Genomic DNA, 20,975 nt, shown 5'->3' on the forward strand with positions numbered 1-20,975 from the left:
CAAAAAATGTTAAAATACTAAAAAACACCATTCTCATGAATGGCGTTTTTTAGTATTTTGTTATCTTATCAAGACTAGTAAAATCTTAACCTTTAGCCCCAAACTTTTATATAATTCTTCCCTGCTTGTAAATTTGCAATGGGTCCTAATACACTCTTTTCTGCACGTTGTTTTCCTAATAAATCCTTATCCACGATTATTTCGCTACCATCTGGATTTTCAAATTCTGCATCAACAATAAGTGTTCTTTCTAGAGTTTTGGTAGATTGAATTTCTCCAAGGAATGACTCAAAGTCTTCTGGAAGGTTTATAGAAAGATAAACTTCATCTCCATCTTCGATCATTTTAATGTAGGGATTAAATTGATCTGCTACAACTCTTTCATTCTCGTTTTCAAACGATTCAGCCCCATTATAGTATGCATTGTGATTAATATAAACAGGTTGTGCAACATTATGGAATGTACGGTGGTCACCACCCTCTTGATCCACTGTCTTGATGTATTCCTCAAGTGATGTTGTATAACCATTATAGTGAACAGTACCAACATATTCATTTGTTAGCTCTGGAGAGGATGTTCCATACGTACCAGCTACTTTCAGAGACTTGTCACCAATAATGATATTATTGTAGAATCGATCATCTCCACCATATACAGGAGCAAAGCCAGCTACCTCTGTACTATGTGGTACATGATATGGTGTTGGACGATCAAGCATTTTGCGTTGGACCATTTTCCCGCGAATTAGATTATTAATATAAGCTCCACCTTGGGCATGGTTATCTAAAGCATAATCTGCTGTTAAAATATTGTGATCAACAATATAAGGGCCACTACTAACTTCGACAAACAAGTCGCGGTTATTTCTGTAAAATAGATTTCTGCTCACTCTTGTACCTTGTGTCTGCCAATCTAACCATGTTCCTAAAGAACAGTCGTGAATACGATTGTCATGGATTTGAACGTCAATTGCTGCGTGTAACTTAATTCCAGCAATTTCATGTCCATAAAACTCGCGCTTTAATGCAATATTGTAAATATGATTGTTATAAATCTCACTGAATACACAGCCTAAATGACCTACTATACCATTTTGACCACAATCATAGATTGTGTTATTTCGGATGATATGGGAACCGATTTTTTCTTTATTCCAGCCAATTTTAATCGCAGAAAAGACTGATTCTAACTGATATTGATATCCTGATTTATCTTTGCGGATCGTACGATAGTTATGACCTGTAGAAATTTCTTTACCGATACTAATCGCACTACATTTTGCGTCATGGATAACATTATCTTCGATGATCCATCCCTTACTCCAGTGAGGACCGATTAATCCTGGTTGATCAGCTGTTGGCGGAGTCCATGGTGTAGCCGCCTGGGCCATTTCAAAACCTCTCACGGTAATATAATTGACGCCAATTTCTTCTGGATAGAAACAAGCTTTGCGCACATTAATTTCTACTAATTCTTCATTAGGATTTTCTCCATGGAAATTAGCATAGATTGTTGTATGGTCATCATCAACTTCTGTATACCAAACAAATTTTGTTTGTTCTTGGTTATGTACGGGAACAACTGTCTTTGTCCAGTGGTCTAACACTTCTGTTTTCACTTCTGGATCTTTTAACTGTTCAAAAGTTTCTACCTCATAAAAGGATTGGCCATTTAAATAAACGTCACCAAGGTGTTTTTCTGAACCATACACAATCCAGTCACCGAAAATCTTTTCTTTGTATGGATTATAATCTCCGAAGAATTCATTGTGTAGAACAATTTTCCAGACAGTTCCTTCAACCTGTTCCCAATCTTGAATTTGCTCAGAGCCTTTAATGACAACTTTCTCACCTTTAGCTGCTTGATAAGTAATTCTTCGATATTCACTTAAGCCGCCATACTTCGGTTTTACCCATTCCCGATATTCCCCTTCATGGACAATAACAGTATCCCCTGCTTGAGCAACAGAGGCTGCCTTATTAATGGTTAAAAACGGGTTTTGTTTCGATCCTTCCGCATGATTAGAGCCGTTTTTTGCTACATGATATTCAAACGTCATTTTCCTTCCCCCTTTATATATCAAACCTAAGCTCATTATAGGAGCAAAGCAATGCAGGTTTCTATTCAAAATATAGTATAATTTAAGACAATATTAGTGTTTATTTTAAATGTTAAGAAGTATAAAAATTCACACTCAGTTTTAGTGTCTAGCTCCAGCGCCTAGCCCCTCGGGGTCATAAGTCAAATCACTTCAGAAATCAAGATTTCCTGCGTGATTCGTCTTATGCCTGTCGGGGCTGAGCAAGGCGCTTGCGCTTTTCTTAGGGGGAGAAGCTTTTGGTGTTTTTTGAAGATCACGGAATTGAAGAGAAAGAATTCTTTCAATCTTTTAAACCAGTTAATAATACCTTTCCTCTTCACTTTCATAGAGCTTACGAACTCATCATTGTCAATGAAGGGGAATTACTAGTAAAAATTAATCAAAAAGAGTATGTAATGAATCAAAATGATATCGCATTTATTTTTAATAACCAAATGCATGAATTTAAAACCATGGACCATTCCGACATTTCCATCGTTATCTTTTCACCTGAACTCATTGGCCATTTTTTCATGAATTATAGGGGATATGTCCCAGAAAATAATGTGATTCACTTAAGTAAGATCCCTGATTTGAATAAACTAGATTCCATTTATAGACAGAAAAGCTTTCTGTATGATATTTGCAGTGCATTGGTCGAGAACACTGAATTTGTTCCTGTGGAACACTCAACCAAGACGAAAGTATTACATAAAATTCTACTGTATGTGGATAGGAATTATAAAGAGGATTGCACGCTGAAAGCAATCGCAAAAGAATTACAATATGATTATCCCTACCTGTCCAAACTTTTTGTCCAAATGACGAATATGGGATTTACTGAATACTTGAATCACTATAGAATTTCACAAGCTTGTTATCTGTTAAAAAATAGTCAGCAACCGATTGGGGAGATAGCTATAAATAGCGGGTATAATAACCTTAGGTCATTTCATCGTAATTTCAAAAGAATCACTAGTCATTCACCTAGAGAATTTAGAGAATTACCTTAGGATTATTTAGACAAATTGATCGTTTGCCTGGTGGGGAAGTTAGTAGAAAGAATGTTGAATCTAGAGCCTAACTTTATCATTGAGAATGAAAATCATTATTAAAAAACTATTGATTTTTCAAAATTGTGTGTGTATAATTCATTATTGTAGTGATAACAATTATCATTATCATTAATAGATAAATAAAGTGAAAAAAAGGGGAGTAGGAACAATGAATACATATTTCTTAAATAGAAAATTTTCTTTACTTGCTATTATCTTGGTCTTTACGATGTTTCTAGCAGCTTGTGGAAACCAGGGGGCTGAGGAAGCACCGGCTACTGAGAATAAATCAGAACAAACAGAGGATACAGGTGCTGAAGAAGAACAAGCAGAAGCAGATGTTCGTGAAATTACACATGCATTAGGAACGACAAAGATAGAAGGAACACCACAAAAAATTGTTACATTATACCAAGGTGCGACAGATGCAATTGTTGCATTTGAAGTAAAGCCAGTAGGTGTGGTGGAATCTTGGGTTCAACAACCAAATTATGAATATCTTCGTGCTGATTTAGAAGGAGTTAAGATTGTTGGTCTTGAAACTCAGCCAAACTTAGAAGAAATTGCAGCGCTAAAACCAGATTTAATCATTGCTTCAAAGCTTCGTCATGAAGAAGTTTATGCACAATTAAGTGAGATTGCACCAACAGTTGCACATGAGACTGTGTTTGATTTCAAAGGTACAGTGGAGTTAATGGGAGAAGCAATGAATCAACAAGAAAAAGCTGATGAGCTTCTTGCTGCTTGGGATAACCGAGTTGCTGATTTCCAAACAAAGGTTGCTGATAAGCTTGGTGATAAGTGGCCTGTTAATGTGTCGATCTTAAACTTTAGAGCAGATCATGCACGTATTTACTTTACTGGGTTTGCTGGTTCTATTTTAGCAGAGCTTGGATTCACTCGTCCTGAGAACCAACAAAGTGAAGAGTGGGGAGTCCAATTAACGGATAAAGAAAGCATTACAGAAATGAATGCAGATGTGTTTTACATCTTTAATGAAGATGATCCAGCCGTACAAAAAACGTTCGAGGAGTGGACAGCTCATCCACTATGGAAAAATCTTGATGCGGTAAAAGCAGAACAGGTTCACATGGTTGATGAAGTCACTTGGAACATGGCTGGAGGAATTATCGCAGCAAACCTAATGCTAGATGATGTTTATGATAGATTTGAATTAGAAAAATAAGATAGCATGATAGGGGTAGATATATCTTCCCCTATTTTGTTTGTTTATGCGACAATAGGATTATAGCTTTTAAAGAGAAATACATACGAAAGAGGAAATCTCAATGAATCATCTATTAAGGCGAACACCATATAAAATAGCAGGCCTGTTAATAGGCTTTTTCATCGTAGGACTATCCTTTATCCTTAGTATTTCGCTCGGTAAAACGCCAATCCCCTTTCAAACTGTCATTGATGCATTTTTTTCATATGATGAGGCGGTAACGGAGCACGTGATTATTACAACATCAAGACTATCCAGAGCGGTGATTGCTGCTGTAATAGGTGCGGGTTTGGCTATTGCAGGTGCACTAATGCAAGCCTTAACAAAAAATCCACTTGCAGCACCAGATATTTTTGGGATCAATGCGGGTGCATTGTTTTTTATCGTTGCAGCTGCTACTTTTTTCAATGTGGATTCGTTAGTTAGTTATATGTGGATTGCTTTTTTAGGTGCAAGTATTGCAGGTGTTCTCGTCTATTTCTTAGGGTCGTTTGGGAGGGACGGGCTCTCGCCAATCAAAATAGTATTAGCGGGTGCAGCCATTACCGCTTTATTTGTTTCTTTTACACAAGGAATGTTGGTAATAGATGAGCAAAATATTCAAAGTGTACTATTTTGGTTGGCAGGTTCAGTTGCAGGACGAAGTATGGATATGTTACTGCCCGTGCTTCCCTTTATGATTGGTGCTGCTGTTATGACTTTATTCTTAGGAAGGCAAATCAACATTTTGATGTCTGGTGAGGATGTGGCAAAAAGCTTAGGGCAACGCACCTTACTTCTCAAATTCATGATGGGGATTGCCATTGTTTTCTTGGCTGGAGGGGCGGTGGCGGTTGCAGGGTCGATCGGATTTATTGGTTTAATTGTTCCTCATATGATTCGCGGAATTGTTGGAACAGATTATAGATGGGTTCTTCCTTTTAGTGCATTAGGTGGAGCAAGTCTTTTACTGCTTGCAGATATTGCTGCAAGGTTTGTAATTATGCCGCAAGAAATGCCAATCGGTGTAATGACTGCTCTTTTAGGAACACCTTTCTTTATCTATATTGCACGTAAGGGGCTTACAAAAGATGAGTAAATTTATCACGATACGAAATAAATCTGGCTCTATTTCCTTTCAAATTTATAACAAAACATTGTTTGTTTTTTCCCTTTTGCTTTTGCTATCCTTTTCCGTTGTCCTGCTGAGCTTATCGGTAGGGAGCAGTTTCATCCATCCACTATCTGTGATCAAATACTTAGTTGGCTATGGAAGTGAGGAGCATGCATTTATTCTTCATACGCTGAGACTACCGAGAACATTGCTCGCTTTTATGGTAGGAGCTGCACTTGGAGTTTCTGGGCTAATCTTACAAGGAATCATTCGAAACCCTTTGGCCTCTCCAGACATTATTGGGATTACCGGTGGTGCATCTGTTGGGGCGATTATCTTTATTGTCTATTTTATGGGAGCAATGAGTTTACAATGGCTACCTTTAGCAGCTATTTTAGGAGCTGGCATCGTATCCATCTTAATCTACTTGTTGTCTTGGAAAAAAGGGGTTACACCGATTCGTCTTGTTTTAATTGGAATCGGAATTTCAGCAGCAATGAATGCGTTTATAACTATGATGCTCGTTATTAGTGAAACGACTGTTACTACAAAGGCGTATCTATGGTTAACAGGGAGTGTCTATGGCGCGAATTGGCAGAATGTATATTCCATGTTACCTTGGATTTTGATCTTCATACCATTGACTCTATTATTTTCAAGGGTGGTAAATGCGAAGGAATTAGGGGACGACGTTGGGATTGGATTAGGAATTAGAGTTCAGTATTATCGATTTCTTTTACTTTTAATTAGTGTAGCTCTAGCAGGTTCAGCTGTGGCTTTTGCAGGAGGGATCGGCTTCGTTGGGTTAGTAGCCCCACACATTGCAAGAATGCTAATTGGCCGTTCCTTTGCAGCACTTGTTTTACTTTCAACCTTAATTGGAGGAATGATTGTTTCAATCGCGGATATTATCGCACGGACCGTCTTTTTACCACTTGATATTCCAGCTGGCGTATTTACTGCTGGGATTGGAGCACCGTTCTTTATTTACTTACTATATAGAAATAGAAATATGTAAAGTGATCATGTGAAAATCTCTATCTAAAGTATAGTCTACTTCTTGTATTCAAGGAGGTGGGCTATACTTTAGTTATATCACAGGAGTTAAGAAAGTGTGTTACGGAAAAAAGGGGGCGATATAACTTGGCTAAACGATTTGGATGGGCATATGTTGGAAGTGGAAGTATCGCACAAAAAACCGCTAATCAAATACTTTCCACAGGTGACCATAAGATCATATCAGTCTGGTCTAATCGAAAAGAAAACGCAGATAAATTTGCTAAAAAATATAATTGTTTAGCATTTGAAAAGATGGAAGATGCGATACAAGCTCAAGGGGTAGAAGGAGTTTACATAGCGACACCACACACTGCGCATTTTAACAATGCATTGCTAGCATTAAAATGCAAAAAGCCAGTCTTAATAGAAAAAACAATAACAGTAAATGCAACAGAATTAAAGATGCTATTAGAATATGGAACAAAACACAACTTGTATATAGGGGAAGCTATGTGGACGAAATTCAATCCATTAGCTAAATATATAAACGATTATGTAAAAGAGGGTCATATAGGTGATATTTTAGAGATGGATGCTGATTTTTCTGTTTGGTCTCCAATAAGAAAAAGAGTTAATAGACCTGAGTTAGGAGGAGGAGCCTTACTTGATTTAGGAGTTTATCCTATAACCTATAGTCATATGTTGTTAGGAAAGCCATCAGCTATAGATGCCAAAACGAAATTAAATAAATTTGGTGTGGATGGTGATGATAAAATTAAACTAATGAATCAAAATGGTTCAGTAAGTAGTATCTCAACTTCCATCTTTAAATATAGAAGTATCCAGGCAAATATAATAGGAACTAAGGGGAAAATCAAGGTGCCTAATTTCTTTTCAGGTAACAAAGCAGTTATAACATCAAATGGAAAAAAGTTTGTTCATAAAACAGAACGTAGTAGTTATACCTATCAATTTAATAAGGTAGCCCTGGATATTAGGCAAGGAAAATTAGAAAGTGAAGAGGTACAGCATAAAGATAGTCTAGAAATCATGGAAATCATGGACGAGTGTCGAAAGCAATTTGATGTCTATTATGAAAATGATAGAGTCTAAGAAATCTTGGTAAAATTTTTGGAAGCTTGTCATAAGTTGAATCAAACTTATGAGAAGCTTCTTTTCTTTTCTTGCTAGCGCTGAGGGTAGACTACAAAAGAGAAACGCAGTGTAACATGTAAGAAACAAATGTCTTTCAGTGAAACACAAATCTATCGATCTCTGGATTATCTCGAATGCGCTTTTTATCTATATAATAAGATTTGTAATTAATTTTTGAAAAAGTCTACAAACTAATACAGATTTCTGAAAGAGAGATCTTAAGCAAATATAGTGGAGGTAATAATATGACGAAAGAAACCAAATTTCCGAAGGATTTTCTGTGGGGAGGCGCAACAGCTGCCAATCAATTAGAGGGAGCATCTCTTGAAGGAGGCAAAGGTCTTAACCTTGCTGACGTTTTACCTGGTGGGAAAGTACGATTAAGTGTATTATCACAGCCTGGATTTGATTTTGAAATGGATACAGATAAATATTCTTATCCAAATCATGAAGCGATTGATTTTTATCATCGTTATAAAGAGGATATTGCTTTGTTTGCAGAAATGGGCTTCAAAGTATATCGTATGAGTATTGCTTGGAGTCGTATTTTTCCAAATGGAGATGAACTTGAACCGAATGAAGAAGGTTTAGCATTTTATGAGAATGTTTTTGATGAATTACATAAATATGGAATTGAGCCTTTAGTAACCATCGCACACTATGAAACACCATTACATTTGATTAAAGAATATGGCGGATGGAAAAACAGAAAGCTGATTGAATTCTTTGAGCGTTATGTAACAGTGATCTTCGATCGTTATAAAGACAAAGTAAAATACTGGTTAACGTTTAATGAAATTAATGGTGCTACACACTTCCCGCTGTTTGGGCTTGGGTTTTCAGCAACAAGTGAAGAAACACGATTACAGGAAAGCTTCCAAGGACTTCACCATCAGTTTGTGGCAAGTGCAATTGCTGTAAAGCTTGGACATAAAATCATTCCTGAATCCCAAATCGGGTGTATGTTACTTTACGCACCGACATATTCCTATGACGCAAATCCAGAAAACGTGATGTACGCTTTAGAGGAAGGAAATTTATTTAATTTCTTCTGTGGAGATGTGCAGGTTAGAGGAGAGTATCCAACCTTCATTAACAGATACTTTAAAGAAAATAACATTGAAATTGATATACAACAAGGTGATTTAGAAACAATCAAAGAAGGAACAGTTGATTTTATTTCAATTAGTTACTATATGTCGAGAACAGAAAAGAAAGAAAAAACACCAGAAGAAGCTGGTGCAGGAAATCTTATTGGCGGTGTGAAAAACCCATTTCTTAAAGCAAGTGATTGGGGTTGGGAGATTGATCCAACAGGTCTTCGCATTGGACTAAATGAGTTGCACGGTCGATATCAAAAACCTCTAATGGTTGTTGAAAATGGTCTAGGTGCTTACGATAAGGTTGAAGAAGATGGAAGTATTAACGATGATTATCGTATTGACTATTTGCGTGACCATATTAAAGCGATGGGTGAAGCAATTGAAGATGGTGTTAACCTAATCGGATATACATCATGGGGTTGTATTGACTTAGTGAGTGCCTCAACAGGAGAATATTCAAAGCGATATGGCTTCATCTATGTTGATAAGCATGATGATGGAAGTGGAACGTTAGAAAGAAAGAGAAAGAAATCTTTTTATTGGTACAAAGATGTAATCAGCTCTAATGGAGATAATCTCTAATCGATAAAACACTGTTTTAGGGTAGCCTCTCGGAATCTCCGAGAGGTTTTTGTGTTTCCTATTTATTATAAATCAAATTGATTCTAAAACTATACTTTAAAGTGAGCTACTCTAGGGATTAACGCATATCTATGAAGGATATTACACTGCTATAACGGGTATAACAAAAGAGGATGCTAAAAATCACAAAGGAATGACACATTTATTCATGTAATACAGTGATATAATTAGTTAAATTTACCATTTATTGTGTGTAAGCATATTTCTAAAGGAGGGATTACCTAATGAGCGACTTTTTTATGAAAACATCAAAAGAAGTGTTAGATGAACTTAATGTTAATGAAAAGGGTCTGGTATCCGAAGAGGTTGAAAAACGCCGTGAACAATATGGATATAATGAATTGGCTGAAGGGAAAAGAAAAACCGCAACAGAAGTTTTCTTTGAACAATTTAAGGACTTCTTAGTCATTATTTTAATTGCTGCTGCGGTCATTTCAGCTTTTTTAGGGAAATTTGAAAGTACAATTGTGATCTTGGTAGTGGTTATCATAAATGCCATCTTAGGAACGGTTCAGCATCTAAAGGCAGAGCAAAGTTTAAATAGTTTAAAGGCTCTTTCCTCGCCAACCGCTAAGGTTCTAAGAAATGGACAAAAGGTTGAAATTCCTTCTAGGGAAGTACTAGTTGGTGATATTCTTTTTCTTGATGCAGGAGATTTTATAAGTGCGGATGGGAGAATTATTGAAAACCATAGTTTGCAAATAAATGAAAGCTCATTAACGGGTGAGTCATTAAGTGTCGAGAAAAGTGTTGATCCAATAGCTGAGAAGGATGTCTCAATTGGTGATAAGATAAATATGGTTTTTTCTGGTAGTTTTGTTACATATGGACGTGGTGTTGTTGTTGTGACAAACACTGGGATGAATACGGAGATTGGAAAAATTGCCAATTTATTGGATTCGGCTAAGGAGAAGAAAACACCGCTTCAAGCAAGTCTTGATCAATTTGGAAAGAGACTTGCAGTTATTATCATTGTTATCGCGATTCTTCTTTTCGTATTAGATATTATAAGAGGATATGATATTGCAGATTCGTTTATGTTTGCAGTAGCACTTGCAGTTGCTGCTATTCCTGAAGCGTTAAGCTCGATTGTCACCATTGTTTTGGCTTTTGGAACTAAGAAGATGGCACACGAAAATGCGATTGTTCGAAAACTTCATGCTGTAGAAAGCTTAGGAAGTATATCGGTTATTTGTTCTGATAAAACAGGTACATTAACTCAAAACAAGATGACAGTTCAACATGTATATGTAAATCAAAAGGTAATTGATCAAGACCAATTACAGTTAGATAATCCGATTGAAAAAAGAATTTTATACATGTCTTTATTATGTAATGATTCGGTTACGATTGATAAAAAAGAGATTGGGGACCCAACTGAGATTGCATTGGTTGACCTTGGTGAAAAATATGAATTAGATGAACTTATATTAAGGGAAGAATACCCGAGAATTAAGGAATTGCCTTTCGACTCAGATCGAAAAATGATGAGTACACTTAACCATTATGAAGATAAAAATCTCTTGTTTACAAAAGGTGCACTGGATGTCTTATTATCACGAGTCACGAAGATAGAAACCACTGATGGAATAGTAGCATTTACTGAAAAGCATAAAGAAGAAATAGAAAAGGTTAATAAGGATTTTTCAATGAGTGGTCTAAGGGTTCTTGGTTTTGCTTATAAAGAAGTCCAAGAAGGTAGAACAATTAGTTTTGAAGATGAGAAGGACTTAACGTTTGTAGGGTTAGCTTCAATGATGGATCCTCCAAGAGAGGAATCAGCAGGCGCTGTTGCTGCTTGTATTGGAGCGGGTATTAAGCCGGTTATGATTACTGGAGACCATAAAATTACAGCATCTGCTATTGCTAAGCAGATCGGTATCCTAAAAGAAGATTCAGAAGCAGTAGAGGGTTCTGAAATTGAAAAGTGGAGTGATGATGAGCTTAAAGAAAAGGTTGCTGATATCTCCGTCTATGCAAGGGTGTCTCCAGAACATAAAATTAGGATTGTAAGAGCTTGGCAGGAAAAAGGTAATGTTGTTGCAATGACAGGTGATGGAGTAAATGATGGACCTGCTTTAAAGCAGTCTGACATTGGTATTGCAATGGGCATAACAGGGACAGAGGTGGCAAAAGAAGCATCGTCAATGGTTTTAACGGATGATAATTTTTCTACCATTGTCAAAGCCATTTCAAATGGTAGAAGCATTTATGCAAACATTCAAAACTCCATTAAGTTTTTACTAGCCGGAAATACTGGAGGAGTTTTATCTGTTATTTACGCATCCTTATTAGGTTTACCAGTTCCATTCGCAGCAGTACATTTACTCTTTATTAACCTTCTTACCGATAGCTTACCAGCTATAGCAATTGGTCTTGAGCCACACAATAAAACCATTATGAAGGAAAGGCCTAGAGATATTAATGTCCCTCTTCTGAATAAATCTTTTGCGAAACGAGTGACTGCAGAGGGTGTGATCATTGCCATATCAACTTTAATCGCATTTCACATTGGCTTATCGACAGGAGATGCGATGGTTGCAAGTACAATGGCCTTTGCTACATTATGCTTAGCTAGATTATTTCATGGCTTCAACTCTAGAAGCAGCCAATCCCTCTTTAAAATTGGAATATTCACCAATAAATACCTTTGGTACGCGGTGATACTTGGAATCATATTGCTACATGTAGTTTTACTTTTACCACCACTGATGGGTGTGTTTGAAGTGGCTAGTTTAAATGCTGCACAATTTGGTACCATTTATCTGCTTTCTTGTACTCCACTGGTAGTAATCCAGCTTTACAGAGTGCTTGTGTCAAGTGGATGAATGAGTATTACCGTAAAATCTGTAAAGGTTAAATAAATAATAATTTGAGGCTTCTCATTAGTTGTTAAAACTTTTGAGGAGCCTCTAGTTTTATTTTCTAAAGTTGAATGGCGAGAAACTTTCTAGCTGCTTCTTTAACTAATGTGTGAGGGTTTAGAACCAAAACTTTTTCAAAAAATTAAAAATACTAATTGAAAATGATTATCATTATTGATATAGTAACATATGAGAATGATTATCATTATTAATGGAGGGGCTATATGGCTAAAATTGTGATCGCTTATGCAAGCATGTCTGGAAATACGGAGGAGATTGCAGATTTATTGAAGGAAAGTATTGTACCGTTTGAACATGAAATAGAAGTGTTGGAAATTGAACAAATGGATGTGAATGATCTTCTTGATTATGATGGTATTTTAATTGGATCTTACACATGGGGAGATGGGGACCTCCCATATGAGACTGATGATTTTTATGAGGACCTTTTAACCTTGGATTTGACAGGAAAAAAGGCAGCTGTCTTTGGTTCAGGTGACCATGCATATCCAAAATTTTGTGCTGCAGTTGATTTATTAGAAGAGAGATTAAAAGAATGTAATGCTGAATTGATTCAGGATGGACTTAAGGTAGAGTTAACACCAGAGACACAAGAAGAAATCGATCATTGTGTAGATTTTGCTGTGAATTTTGCCAGTAAAATTGGAGACTAAATAGTGAAGAAACTAATGAGCGCAACGGCAGTTACTAAGTCAGAGCAGGGTAGTAGTAATTAACCCCTTCATTTGATAATCTAACATGGGAAACGTGTACTATATGAGAATCAAAGTTTTTTAGATTTGAATGCAAGTGAAGGTTATGTCTACTCCACTTCTACACAAAATCAACATGGATTCAGTACCATTTCCAAGGTTTGTATAAAGAACAAGGAAGTTATTCCATGTAACTATATTAAAGGACATGGGTGGAGAATAGTTAATGATAGAGAGGATTATATAGTGGCAGGACTTTATGAATCAATGGAATTTACAAAGGGTATGATAAAAAAATTGAAATGTAAAAAAGTTAGATGAAACAGCTGTTCTAAGTATTAGAGGCTTCTCGAAGGTTAAGTAAACTTTTGAGAAGTCTTTTTTTGATTGAGTGAGAGGATCTTGAAAAAAGTTAAAAATAAATTAGACCTTATTTACAAAAAAAAACCAATGTGTTATATTTAAAATATTAAGAACGTTAAATAAAAATTTAACAAAGTTAATAATCGCAACTGAAATGTTCCAGCGGTAAATAGGGAGAGCCTCTTTTTACACAATGGACGGACATCAGCGGAGTTTGCGTTGGACTTGGTATAGACATAAGACTCATAGATTTGAAGTATATATTTATCAATGAAAACTATGGGCCAATCCAATCAGAACCTATTAAACTAGATTAATTACTTTATAAACTATTTATTGAGTACTTCTCATATTGAATTATTGTAGTACTCATTTTAACATCCAAGGAGGTACATAAGATGAATGAAACATATGATATTGTTGTTGTAGGTGGCGGTAGTGCGGGTTCTGTACTCGGCGACCGTCTAAGTGCAGATGGGACACGTAGTGTTCTTGTTTTAGAGGCTGGCCGTAAGGATTTTTCATGGGATCTATTGATTCAAATGCCAGCAGCTTTGCCGTTCCCAGCAGGGAAGGCACTTTACGACTGGAGATATGAATCTGACCCTGAACCATATATGAATGGACGTCGTGTCAAGCATGCTCGTGGGAAGGTCCTTGGTGGGTCAGGATCTATTAACGGAATGATTTTCCAACGTGGTAATCCATTAGACTATGAACGTTGGGGAGCAGATCCAGGTATGGAGACATGGGATTTTGCGCATTGTCTCCCATATTTTAAACGTATGGAGAATGCTTTAGCTTCGGAGCAAGATGATGAACTTCGTGGACATGATGGGCCTCTGAAATTGGAACGTGGTCCAGCTACAAATCCGCTATTCCAGGCTTTCTTTGAATCAGCTGTTGAGGCTGGTTACTCGAGAACCCCTGATGTGAATGGCTTTCGACAAGAAGGATTTGGTCCGTTTGATAAACATGTGTACAAAGGTCAACGATTTGGACCTTCACGCGCATATCTTCATCCGGCTATGGAGCGTGAGAACCTCACAGTAAAAACTCGTGCTTTTGTTGAGCGTATTAATTTTAGTGGTACTAAGGCGGATGGGTTAACCTATCGTCGTGACGGAAAAACTCATCATGTAACTGCAGGTGAAGTGATACTTGCTGGTGGTGCGATCAACACTCCACAGCTTCTTCAGCTTTCCGGTGTGGGTGATGCAGAACACCTGCGTTCACTAGGCATCGAACCAGTATTGCATCTCCCAGGTGTAGGAGAAAACCTTCAGGATCATCTTGAAGTTTACATCCAACACGCTTGTCCGTTACCGGTCTCTGAACAGCCAAATCTTAATAAATTGAAGATGCCTTGGATTGGCTTACAGTGGTTACTCGGCCGTACTGGTCCGGCAGCGACCAACCATTTCGAAGGCGGAGGTTTCGTCCGTTCGAACGAGGAAGTTGCATATCCTAACCTGATGTTCCATTTCCTTCCGGTAGCGGTTCGATACGATGGGAAAAAAGCTCCTACTGCACATGGATTCCAGGTGCATGTTGGTCCTATGTATTCCGATGCTCGAGGTAGCTTGAAAATCCGTTCGACGGACCCTACCGAGCACCCAAGTATGGTATTTAACTATCTTTCTACGGAACAAGACCGTCGTGAATGGATTGAAGCAATAAAAGTCTCACGTGAAATTCTTTCTCAGCCAGCAATGGCTCCCTACAATTCCGGCGAAATCTCACCTGGTCCTTCTGTTCATTCAGACGAGGAGATTTTAGATTGGGTGGCGAAGGATGCGGAGACTGCACTACATCCGAGTTGCACAGCAAAGATGGGACCTGCTTCAGATCCAATGGCGGTTGTAGATCCGCTAACGATGAAGGTTCATGGACTTAAAAACGTAAGAGTGGTAGATGCGTCTGCAATGCCTTATGTCACTAACGGTAATATCCATGCACCGGTATTGATGTTAGCGGAAAAAGCCTCAGACCTTATCCTTGGGCGTAAACCACTTGATCCTATTAATGCCGACTTCTATCGTCATGGAGTACATCCAGCTGACGCAGGCACAGTAAAAGCTTAATTGTATTAATACTTTCTATGAGAAGGCCTCTTTTAAGATGTATTTGCTCCTCAAAGCATACATCTTATGAACGAGTGCCTTCTCTTTTTTCGTTATACAAATTTCCTTTTGAATTCGTTTTTAACTAAGGTTATTTTCGTATAGATTGTTGCTTTTAAAGTCGCAGGCTGAATACACTCCGCGTCCGGCGGGTGGACCAGTGAGCCTCCTCGTCGCTATTGCTCCTTTGGTGTATCACTTTGGCCACTGGTCCCAGCAGGAGTCTACGTGTATTCGGCTGCTTGTAACTACCATTTCAATGTTTTATATAAATAAAAAAAGCTAGCCCTTACAACAATAAGAGGCTAGCTTCTTTATTATGCCTTTATTTAATCCATTCATCAACCAATTCTTGATTCTCTTCGATCCATTTCTTTGCTCCCTCTAGAGGGTCTGATGCACTTTCTACATAGTCGATAAGCTGACCAATTTGTTGCTCATCCATCTTCCAGTTGTTAAACCATTCGCTCACTTCTGGGTAATCTTCTTCAAACCCAAGTCGTGTAGCATGGTGAATTTTTTCTATACCACCAAATGTGTTTTTCGGATCTTCTAGGAATTTCAAATCATAATTGGCGAATACCGAATGAGGGCTCCATAGTGGTGATACAATCGGTACCTCATTTTCTACTGCTTTTCCAATCTCAGATAACATTGCTGGTTCTGAGCTGGCTATCAGTTCAAATTCAAGATTATAATCTTCGATTAATTGTTCAGTAACTTCCATTGTACCTGCCCCAGGATCAAAACCGACAATTTCGCTATTAAACAATTCTTTATGTTCATTTAAGTCTTCTACACTATTAATGTCTTCTAAATAGGTTGGAACAATAAGTCCTACTTTTGCCTGATCAAACCACGTAGATTCAGAGAATGTAACAGTGTCCTGAAATTTTTCTAAATATATAGCATCTTGTACTGGTAACCATATTTCTAAACTAGCATCAAGGTCGCCACTTTCTAAAGCCTTCATTGTTGCACCCATGTTTAATACGTTTAACTTTACATTATAACCTTTATCTTCTAAAATCGCTTTCCACATATTCGTTACTGCAATATTTTCAGCCCAGTTAATTTGACCAATCATTAATTCTTTATTACTTCCCTCTTGTTCTTCCCCGTTTGTCTCCCCACTAGTGCTTCCGCATGCTGTAAGTATAGCGATTAGTAGCAACACTAAGATAAAACTAGCTTTTTTCGCCCATTTGTTCATGTGAAAAAACTCCCCTTTGTTATTATGTAATTTATTTTAAATATATTCATAACGTTAATTAAGTTAAGAATATTTTTAACAACTGGCATAAAACTAACTTATCTCTTATAAAGAAGAGATAAGTTTCAACATTATATCGACTACCTGGTTAACGCTCTTTCAAATTATTCTTGCTTATCTTTAGGCAAAAACTCAAATATTTTTCCACTTTTTATGTTTGCAACTAAGTCTTCCAACCAGTAGTAGTAAGTCTTAGAATCTTCTAATTGATCATAGTATTTTTTCGCCTCTGCAACAATTTCTGTTGTGCTAGTGGAATCTTTAATGACATTTATAAAATCTTCCTGCGCTTCCTCAATTGCTGCCATATTCATTTTTACTTCTCGTTCCCACATTTGACAATAAAAAACCATAAAGGAACGGAAGAAGTTTTTCTCAGCTACATATGTGTGTTTCCTAGACCCCCGCGTAAATGTTTTTTTCACCATTTCTATTTCTTGAAGTTTACGGACACTAGTGCTCATACTAGGCTTACTCATTCCGAGCTCTGTACGCATTTCATCAAGAGTCATCTGATCTTTAAAGTACATTGTCGCATATAAGTTTGCAGCAGCAGGTGTTACTCCATATAAATCCATCGTCTCCGCAATGGCGCCAATGACTTTATCCTTGGCTTCTTCTATTTTTATTCTGGATCTTTCAGTAATATCACTCATAAAGTTGCTCCTCCAATATAAAGTAAAGCGGGTTAAATATTTTTTTAATATTCTTTATAAACTTTATGATACCGTGTTCAGATTAAATGTCAAATGGAAAAAGTGATTTTAACAAGTTGTAAATGCGAATAACCCAGTTATATCAACTGTTATAAAGCTATTATTCTTTTGAAAAATTTTGGCTGTGTTTATTTTGACAGTCTTAAAAAGACGTGTTAGTATTTTTATAATATTAAATAAATTTTTAACAAACTTAATTTACTCAAGAAGCTGGAGTTGATAAATATGAAATTAAAACGAAAACAATACATTGATGGTATATGGGTTGAAGCGATTTCGGGTAATACGCGTGATATTATTAATCCTTATAACCAGGAAGTTATAGCGACTGTTCCAGAAGGTGATGAATCTGATACAAAAGTAGCAATCGCTGCAGCAAGGGCAGCATTTGATAATGGGGAATGGTCTTCTACCCCAGCCACTGATCGAGGTACAATCGTAAGGAAAATTGCTGAATTAATAGAAAGAGATAAAGAAGAACTGGCTAAATTGGAATCATTAGATACTGGTAAAACAGTGGAGGAAAGCCGTGGAGACATGGATGATATTGCTGGTGTATTTCGCTATTATGCAGACCTTGCTGATAAAGATGGTGGGGAACTGATTAATTCTCCGGTGCCGAACTCTATCAGTAGGGTAGTGCGCGAACCTGTTGGAGTTTGTGGGCAGATTACACCTTGGAATTATCCATTACTACAAGCATCTTGGAAGTTAGCTCCAGCATTAGCTACAGGTAACACACTAATTATGAAGCCTAGTGAAATTACACCTCTTACTACGATTAAAGTATTCGAACTAATGGAAGAGGCAGGAGTACCTGCTGGTGTTGCAAACCTAGTGCTTGGTGCTGGACATACAGTTGGTGCAGAGCTAGCTAGTAACATTGATGTGGATCTTATTTCCTTTACAGGTGGACTTATAACAGGGAAGAAAATCATGCAAGCAGCAAGCGTTAATGTCAAGAAGCTTGCACTTGAACTTGGTGGGAAAAACCCTAATATCATCTTTGCTGATGCTGATTTTGAGACAGCTGTTGACCAAGCGTTAAACGGGGTATTCTTCCACGCAGGACAAATTTGTTCTGCTGGCACAAGACTAATTGTAGAAGAAAGTATTCACGATGAGTTCGTTAGTGCACTTGTTGAACGAGTAAAAAAAATGAAGCTAGGAAGCGGATTTGACGAAGATACACAAATGGGACCACTTATTTCAGCCGAACACCTTGCAAAGGTAGAAAAGTACGTAGAAGAAGGTATAAAAGAAGGTGCTACATTAGCAGTTGGTGGTAGTCGTCCAAAAGATCAAGAGTTACAAAACGGTTTCTTCTATCTTCCAACTATTTTTACAGACTGCACAGCAGACATGCTGATTGTTCAAGAGGAAGCTTTTGGACCAGTTATGACGGTTGAGAAATTCCGTACAGAAGAGGAAGCAGTAAAGCTTGCCAATGACTCTATTTACGGCCTTGCTGGTGCTGTTTGGACAAAAGATATTGTAAAAGCTGAACGTTGTGTAGCAAAAATGCGCATGGGTACTGTTTGGATTAATGACTTCAACCTATACTTCCCACATGCACCATGGGGTGGTTTTAAGCAGTCAGGAATTGGACGCGAACTAGGAAGACTAGGTATTGAAGAATATACAGAAACAAAGCATATATTTCAAAACCTTAAACCAGAACCTATCAACTGGTTTTAAGATGTCCAAAGAGGCTTATCATTAGTGACCTAGACTATTGATAAGCCTCTTTTATTTTGCCTCTTTTCTAGAGGAGGTACATCCATGTATTGTGCGAAAAAAACAACCTTACCTTCATAAGAGGTAAGGTTGTTTACATGGTACTATGATCAAACTAAGGAAATAATTTTTAAACACCTTTTTTCTTCTGTTTAAAGTAAAGCCCTAATTCTTTTTTCTCTTTTGTTAATGAACGATATAGAGATATCATCATAAATAGGATAATAAATGAAAATGGAAAAGCTGCAATAATTAATGCGTTTTGGAGTGCTTGTAGCCCACCACTATATAACAGAATTAATGCGACCGTTGATTGTGCAATACCCCATGTCAGCTTTACTGTATTCGGAGGTGTTAATGAACCATAGGTTGTTTGCATTCCAAGAACGAATGTTGCTGAATCGGCGGAAGTAATAAAGAATGTACTGATAAGCACAATGGCTATGATAGACAAGATAATTGAGCCAGGCATTTGATTGAAGATTGCAAATAAAACTTCCTCTGTAGCAAACTGTGTTAAATCGAAACCAGAATTTTGAGTTTCAATGGCAGAGGTTCCAAATGTTGCGAACCATAAAAAGCTTACTAGAGCTGGTAATAATAAAACCCCAATTAAAAATTCTCGAATGGTTCTTCCACGTGATACACGTGCAATGAAAATACCAACAAATGGTGACCATGAAATCCACCATGCCCAATAAAAGATAGTCCAACCATTGATCCAAGAGCGATGCTCTTCATTCAGTGGTGCAATTCTGAAACTCATTGTTACAATGTTTTGAATGTACCCCCCGATTGAATCGGTAAACATGTCTAAAATTAGAATGGAAGGACCAATAAAGAACATTAATACTAAGAGCGAAATTGCTAAGATCATATTCGTATTACTTAAATATTTAATTCCTTTACCCAATCCAGTCCAGGCTGAAATCATAAATAAAACAGTAACAGCTGCGATAATGAAAAATTGAACCGTGAAATTATTAGGTAGTCCAAGTAGGTAAGATAACCCACCATTTATTTGTGCTGCCCCAAAACCTAAAGTTGTTGCAACACCAACAACAGTAGCAAAAACAGCTAATACATCGACAACTGTCCCTAAAGGACCTTCCATACTTTTGCCAAATACAGGCTTAAGAGTAGCAGAAATCAGACCAGGTTCATCTTTTCTAAACTTATAATAAGCTAGTGCTAAGGCAACAATTGCATAGATGGCCCATGCGTGAATTCCCCAGTGGAAAAATGTGTATCTCATTGCTTCCTTATTGGCAGCAGCAGTCCCACCTTCGGCAAGTGGTGGAGCTAAAAAGTGAGAAAGTGGTTCTGCTGCTCCCCAGAAGACAAGTCCGATTCCCATTCCAGCACTGAAGAGCATGGCAAACCATGTTCCCTTAGAAAATTCAGGCTCCTCATCTGGCTTTCCCAGCTTAATCAAACCAACAGGGCTAAAAATAAGAAATATACAAAAAATGACGATGATTGTTACTAATATTAGATAATACCAACCAAATGTAGAAGTGATAAAGGCTTGTATATTTCCAGTGATGTTTTCAAAGTTGTTTGGTGAGATGACACCAAAAGCAACTGCTGCGAATACAATTGCGAGTGTTATCCAAAACACGTTAGATATTTTTTTCACATTTCAGTCCTCCTCGGTACTTGACTAAATATTATATTTTACTGATTTTTATTTGTAAAGAAAGACGGTTCTTATGGATTACCTTATAAGATTCACTACCCTTATGCTAATGAAGTATAAAGATGAAATGCTTTTCCTCTTTAATAATCATATTAAAGGAAGTGAGTCCATATATATATAAGACATGGAAA

Annotated in this window: 14 protein-coding genes; 10 read left to right on the forward strand and 4 right to left on the reverse strand. The window is 37.2% G+C overall.

Annotation, left to right across the window (positions count from 1 at the left end; translation table 11 throughout):
- Positions 1-92: 92 nt before the first annotated feature.
- Entirely contained in the window at positions 93-2,060 is a 1,968-nt protein-coding gene (locus tag BLQ56_RS19655) for a right-handed parallel beta-helix repeat-containing protein (protein ID WP_090858566.1), read from the reverse strand.
- A 281-nt stretch (positions 2,061-2,341) separates the two neighbouring features.
- Between BLQ56_RS19655 and BLQ56_RS19660 the strand changes: the two genes are divergently transcribed.
- From BLQ56_RS19660 to betA, 9 genes are all read left to right on the forward strand, one after another.
- Positions 2,342-3,094: an AraC family transcriptional regulator gene (locus BLQ56_RS19660; protein ID WP_238457330.1), complete on the forward strand. Its 753-nt coding sequence runs from the start codon at positions 2,342-2,344 to the stop codon at positions 3,092-3,094.
- Between the two features lie 211 nt (positions 3,095-3,305).
- Positions 3,306-4,322, forward strand: coding sequence for an ABC transporter substrate-binding protein (locus tag BLQ56_RS19665; RefSeq protein WP_090858572.1), 1,017 nt, complete (start codon positions 3,306-3,308; stop codon positions 4,320-4,322).
- Positions 4,323-4,425: 103 nt separating this feature from the next.
- On the forward strand, positions 4,426-5,442 hold the full coding sequence (locus BLQ56_RS19670; RefSeq protein WP_090858574.1) for a FecCD family ABC transporter permease: 1,017 nt from the start codon (positions 4,426-4,428) through the stop codon (positions 5,440-5,442).
- Positions 5,435-6,475, forward strand: a complete 1,041-nt coding sequence (locus tag BLQ56_RS19675; protein ID WP_090858577.1) for a FecCD family ABC transporter permease — start codon at positions 5,435-5,437, stop codon at positions 6,473-6,475. Before BLQ56_RS19670 ends, BLQ56_RS19675 begins: the two co-directional genes overlap by 8 nt.
- Before the next feature lie 125 nt (positions 6,476-6,600).
- Positions 6,601-7,569, forward strand: coding sequence for a Gfo/Idh/MocA family protein (locus tag BLQ56_RS19680; protein ID WP_175490395.1), 969 nt, complete (start codon positions 6,601-6,603; stop codon positions 7,567-7,569).
- Between the two features lie 287 nt (positions 7,570-7,856).
- Positions 7,857-9,296 (forward strand): glycoside hydrolase family 1 protein, encoded by a 1,440-nt coding sequence (locus tag BLQ56_RS19685; protein WP_090858583.1) that lies wholly within the window; start codon positions 7,857-7,859, stop codon positions 9,294-9,296.
- Positions 9,297-9,580: 284 nt separating this feature from the next.
- Positions 9,581-12,184 (forward strand): calcium-translocating P-type ATPase, PMCA-type, encoded by a 2,604-nt coding sequence (locus BLQ56_RS19690; protein ID WP_090858586.1) that lies wholly within the window; start codon positions 9,581-9,583, stop codon positions 12,182-12,184.
- A 260-nt stretch (positions 12,185-12,444) separates the two neighbouring features.
- Entirely contained in the window at positions 12,445-12,894 is a 450-nt protein-coding gene (locus BLQ56_RS19695) for a flavodoxin (RefSeq protein WP_090858589.1), read from the forward strand.
- 800 nt (positions 12,895-13,694) lie between these two features.
- Positions 13,695-15,380 (forward strand): choline dehydrogenase, encoded by a 1,686-nt coding sequence (gene betA, locus BLQ56_RS19700; RefSeq protein ID WP_090858591.1) that lies wholly within the window; start codon positions 13,695-13,697, stop codon positions 15,378-15,380.
- Between the two features lie 364 nt (positions 15,381-15,744).
- Here betA and BLQ56_RS19705 read toward each other — a convergent pair whose 3' ends face one another.
- On the reverse strand, positions 15,745-16,632 hold the full coding sequence (locus BLQ56_RS19705; protein ID WP_090858594.1) for a glycine betaine ABC transporter substrate-binding protein: 888 nt from the start codon (positions 16,630-16,632) through the stop codon (positions 15,745-15,747).
- Positions 16,633-16,796: 164 nt separating this feature from the next.
- Complete coding sequence (gene cudC / locus BLQ56_RS19710) at positions 16,797-17,348, reverse strand: choline uptake/conversion transcriptional regulator CudC (protein WP_090858597.1); 552 nt, start codon at positions 17,346-17,348, stop codon at positions 16,797-16,799.
- Between the two features lie 285 nt (positions 17,349-17,633).
- Here cudC and betB point away from each other — a divergent pair, with 285 nt between their 5' ends.
- Positions 17,634-19,106, forward strand: a complete 1,473-nt coding sequence (gene betB / locus BLQ56_RS19715; RefSeq protein WP_090858600.1) for a betaine-aldehyde dehydrogenase — start codon at positions 17,634-17,636, stop codon at positions 19,104-19,106.
- A gap of 169 nt (positions 19,107-19,275) precedes the next feature.
- Here the strand turns inward: betB and BLQ56_RS19720 are convergent, their stop codons facing one another.
- Entirely contained in the window at positions 19,276-20,784 is a 1,509-nt protein-coding gene (locus BLQ56_RS19720) for a glycine betaine uptake BCCT transporter (protein WP_090858602.1), read from the reverse strand.
- Positions 20,785-20,975 lie beyond the last annotated feature (191 nt).

This window comes from Litchfieldia salsa, from assembly GCF_900104555.1.
Classification (GTDB): domain Bacteria; phylum Bacillota; class Bacilli; order Bacillales; family Bacillaceae_L; genus Litchfieldia; species Litchfieldia salsa.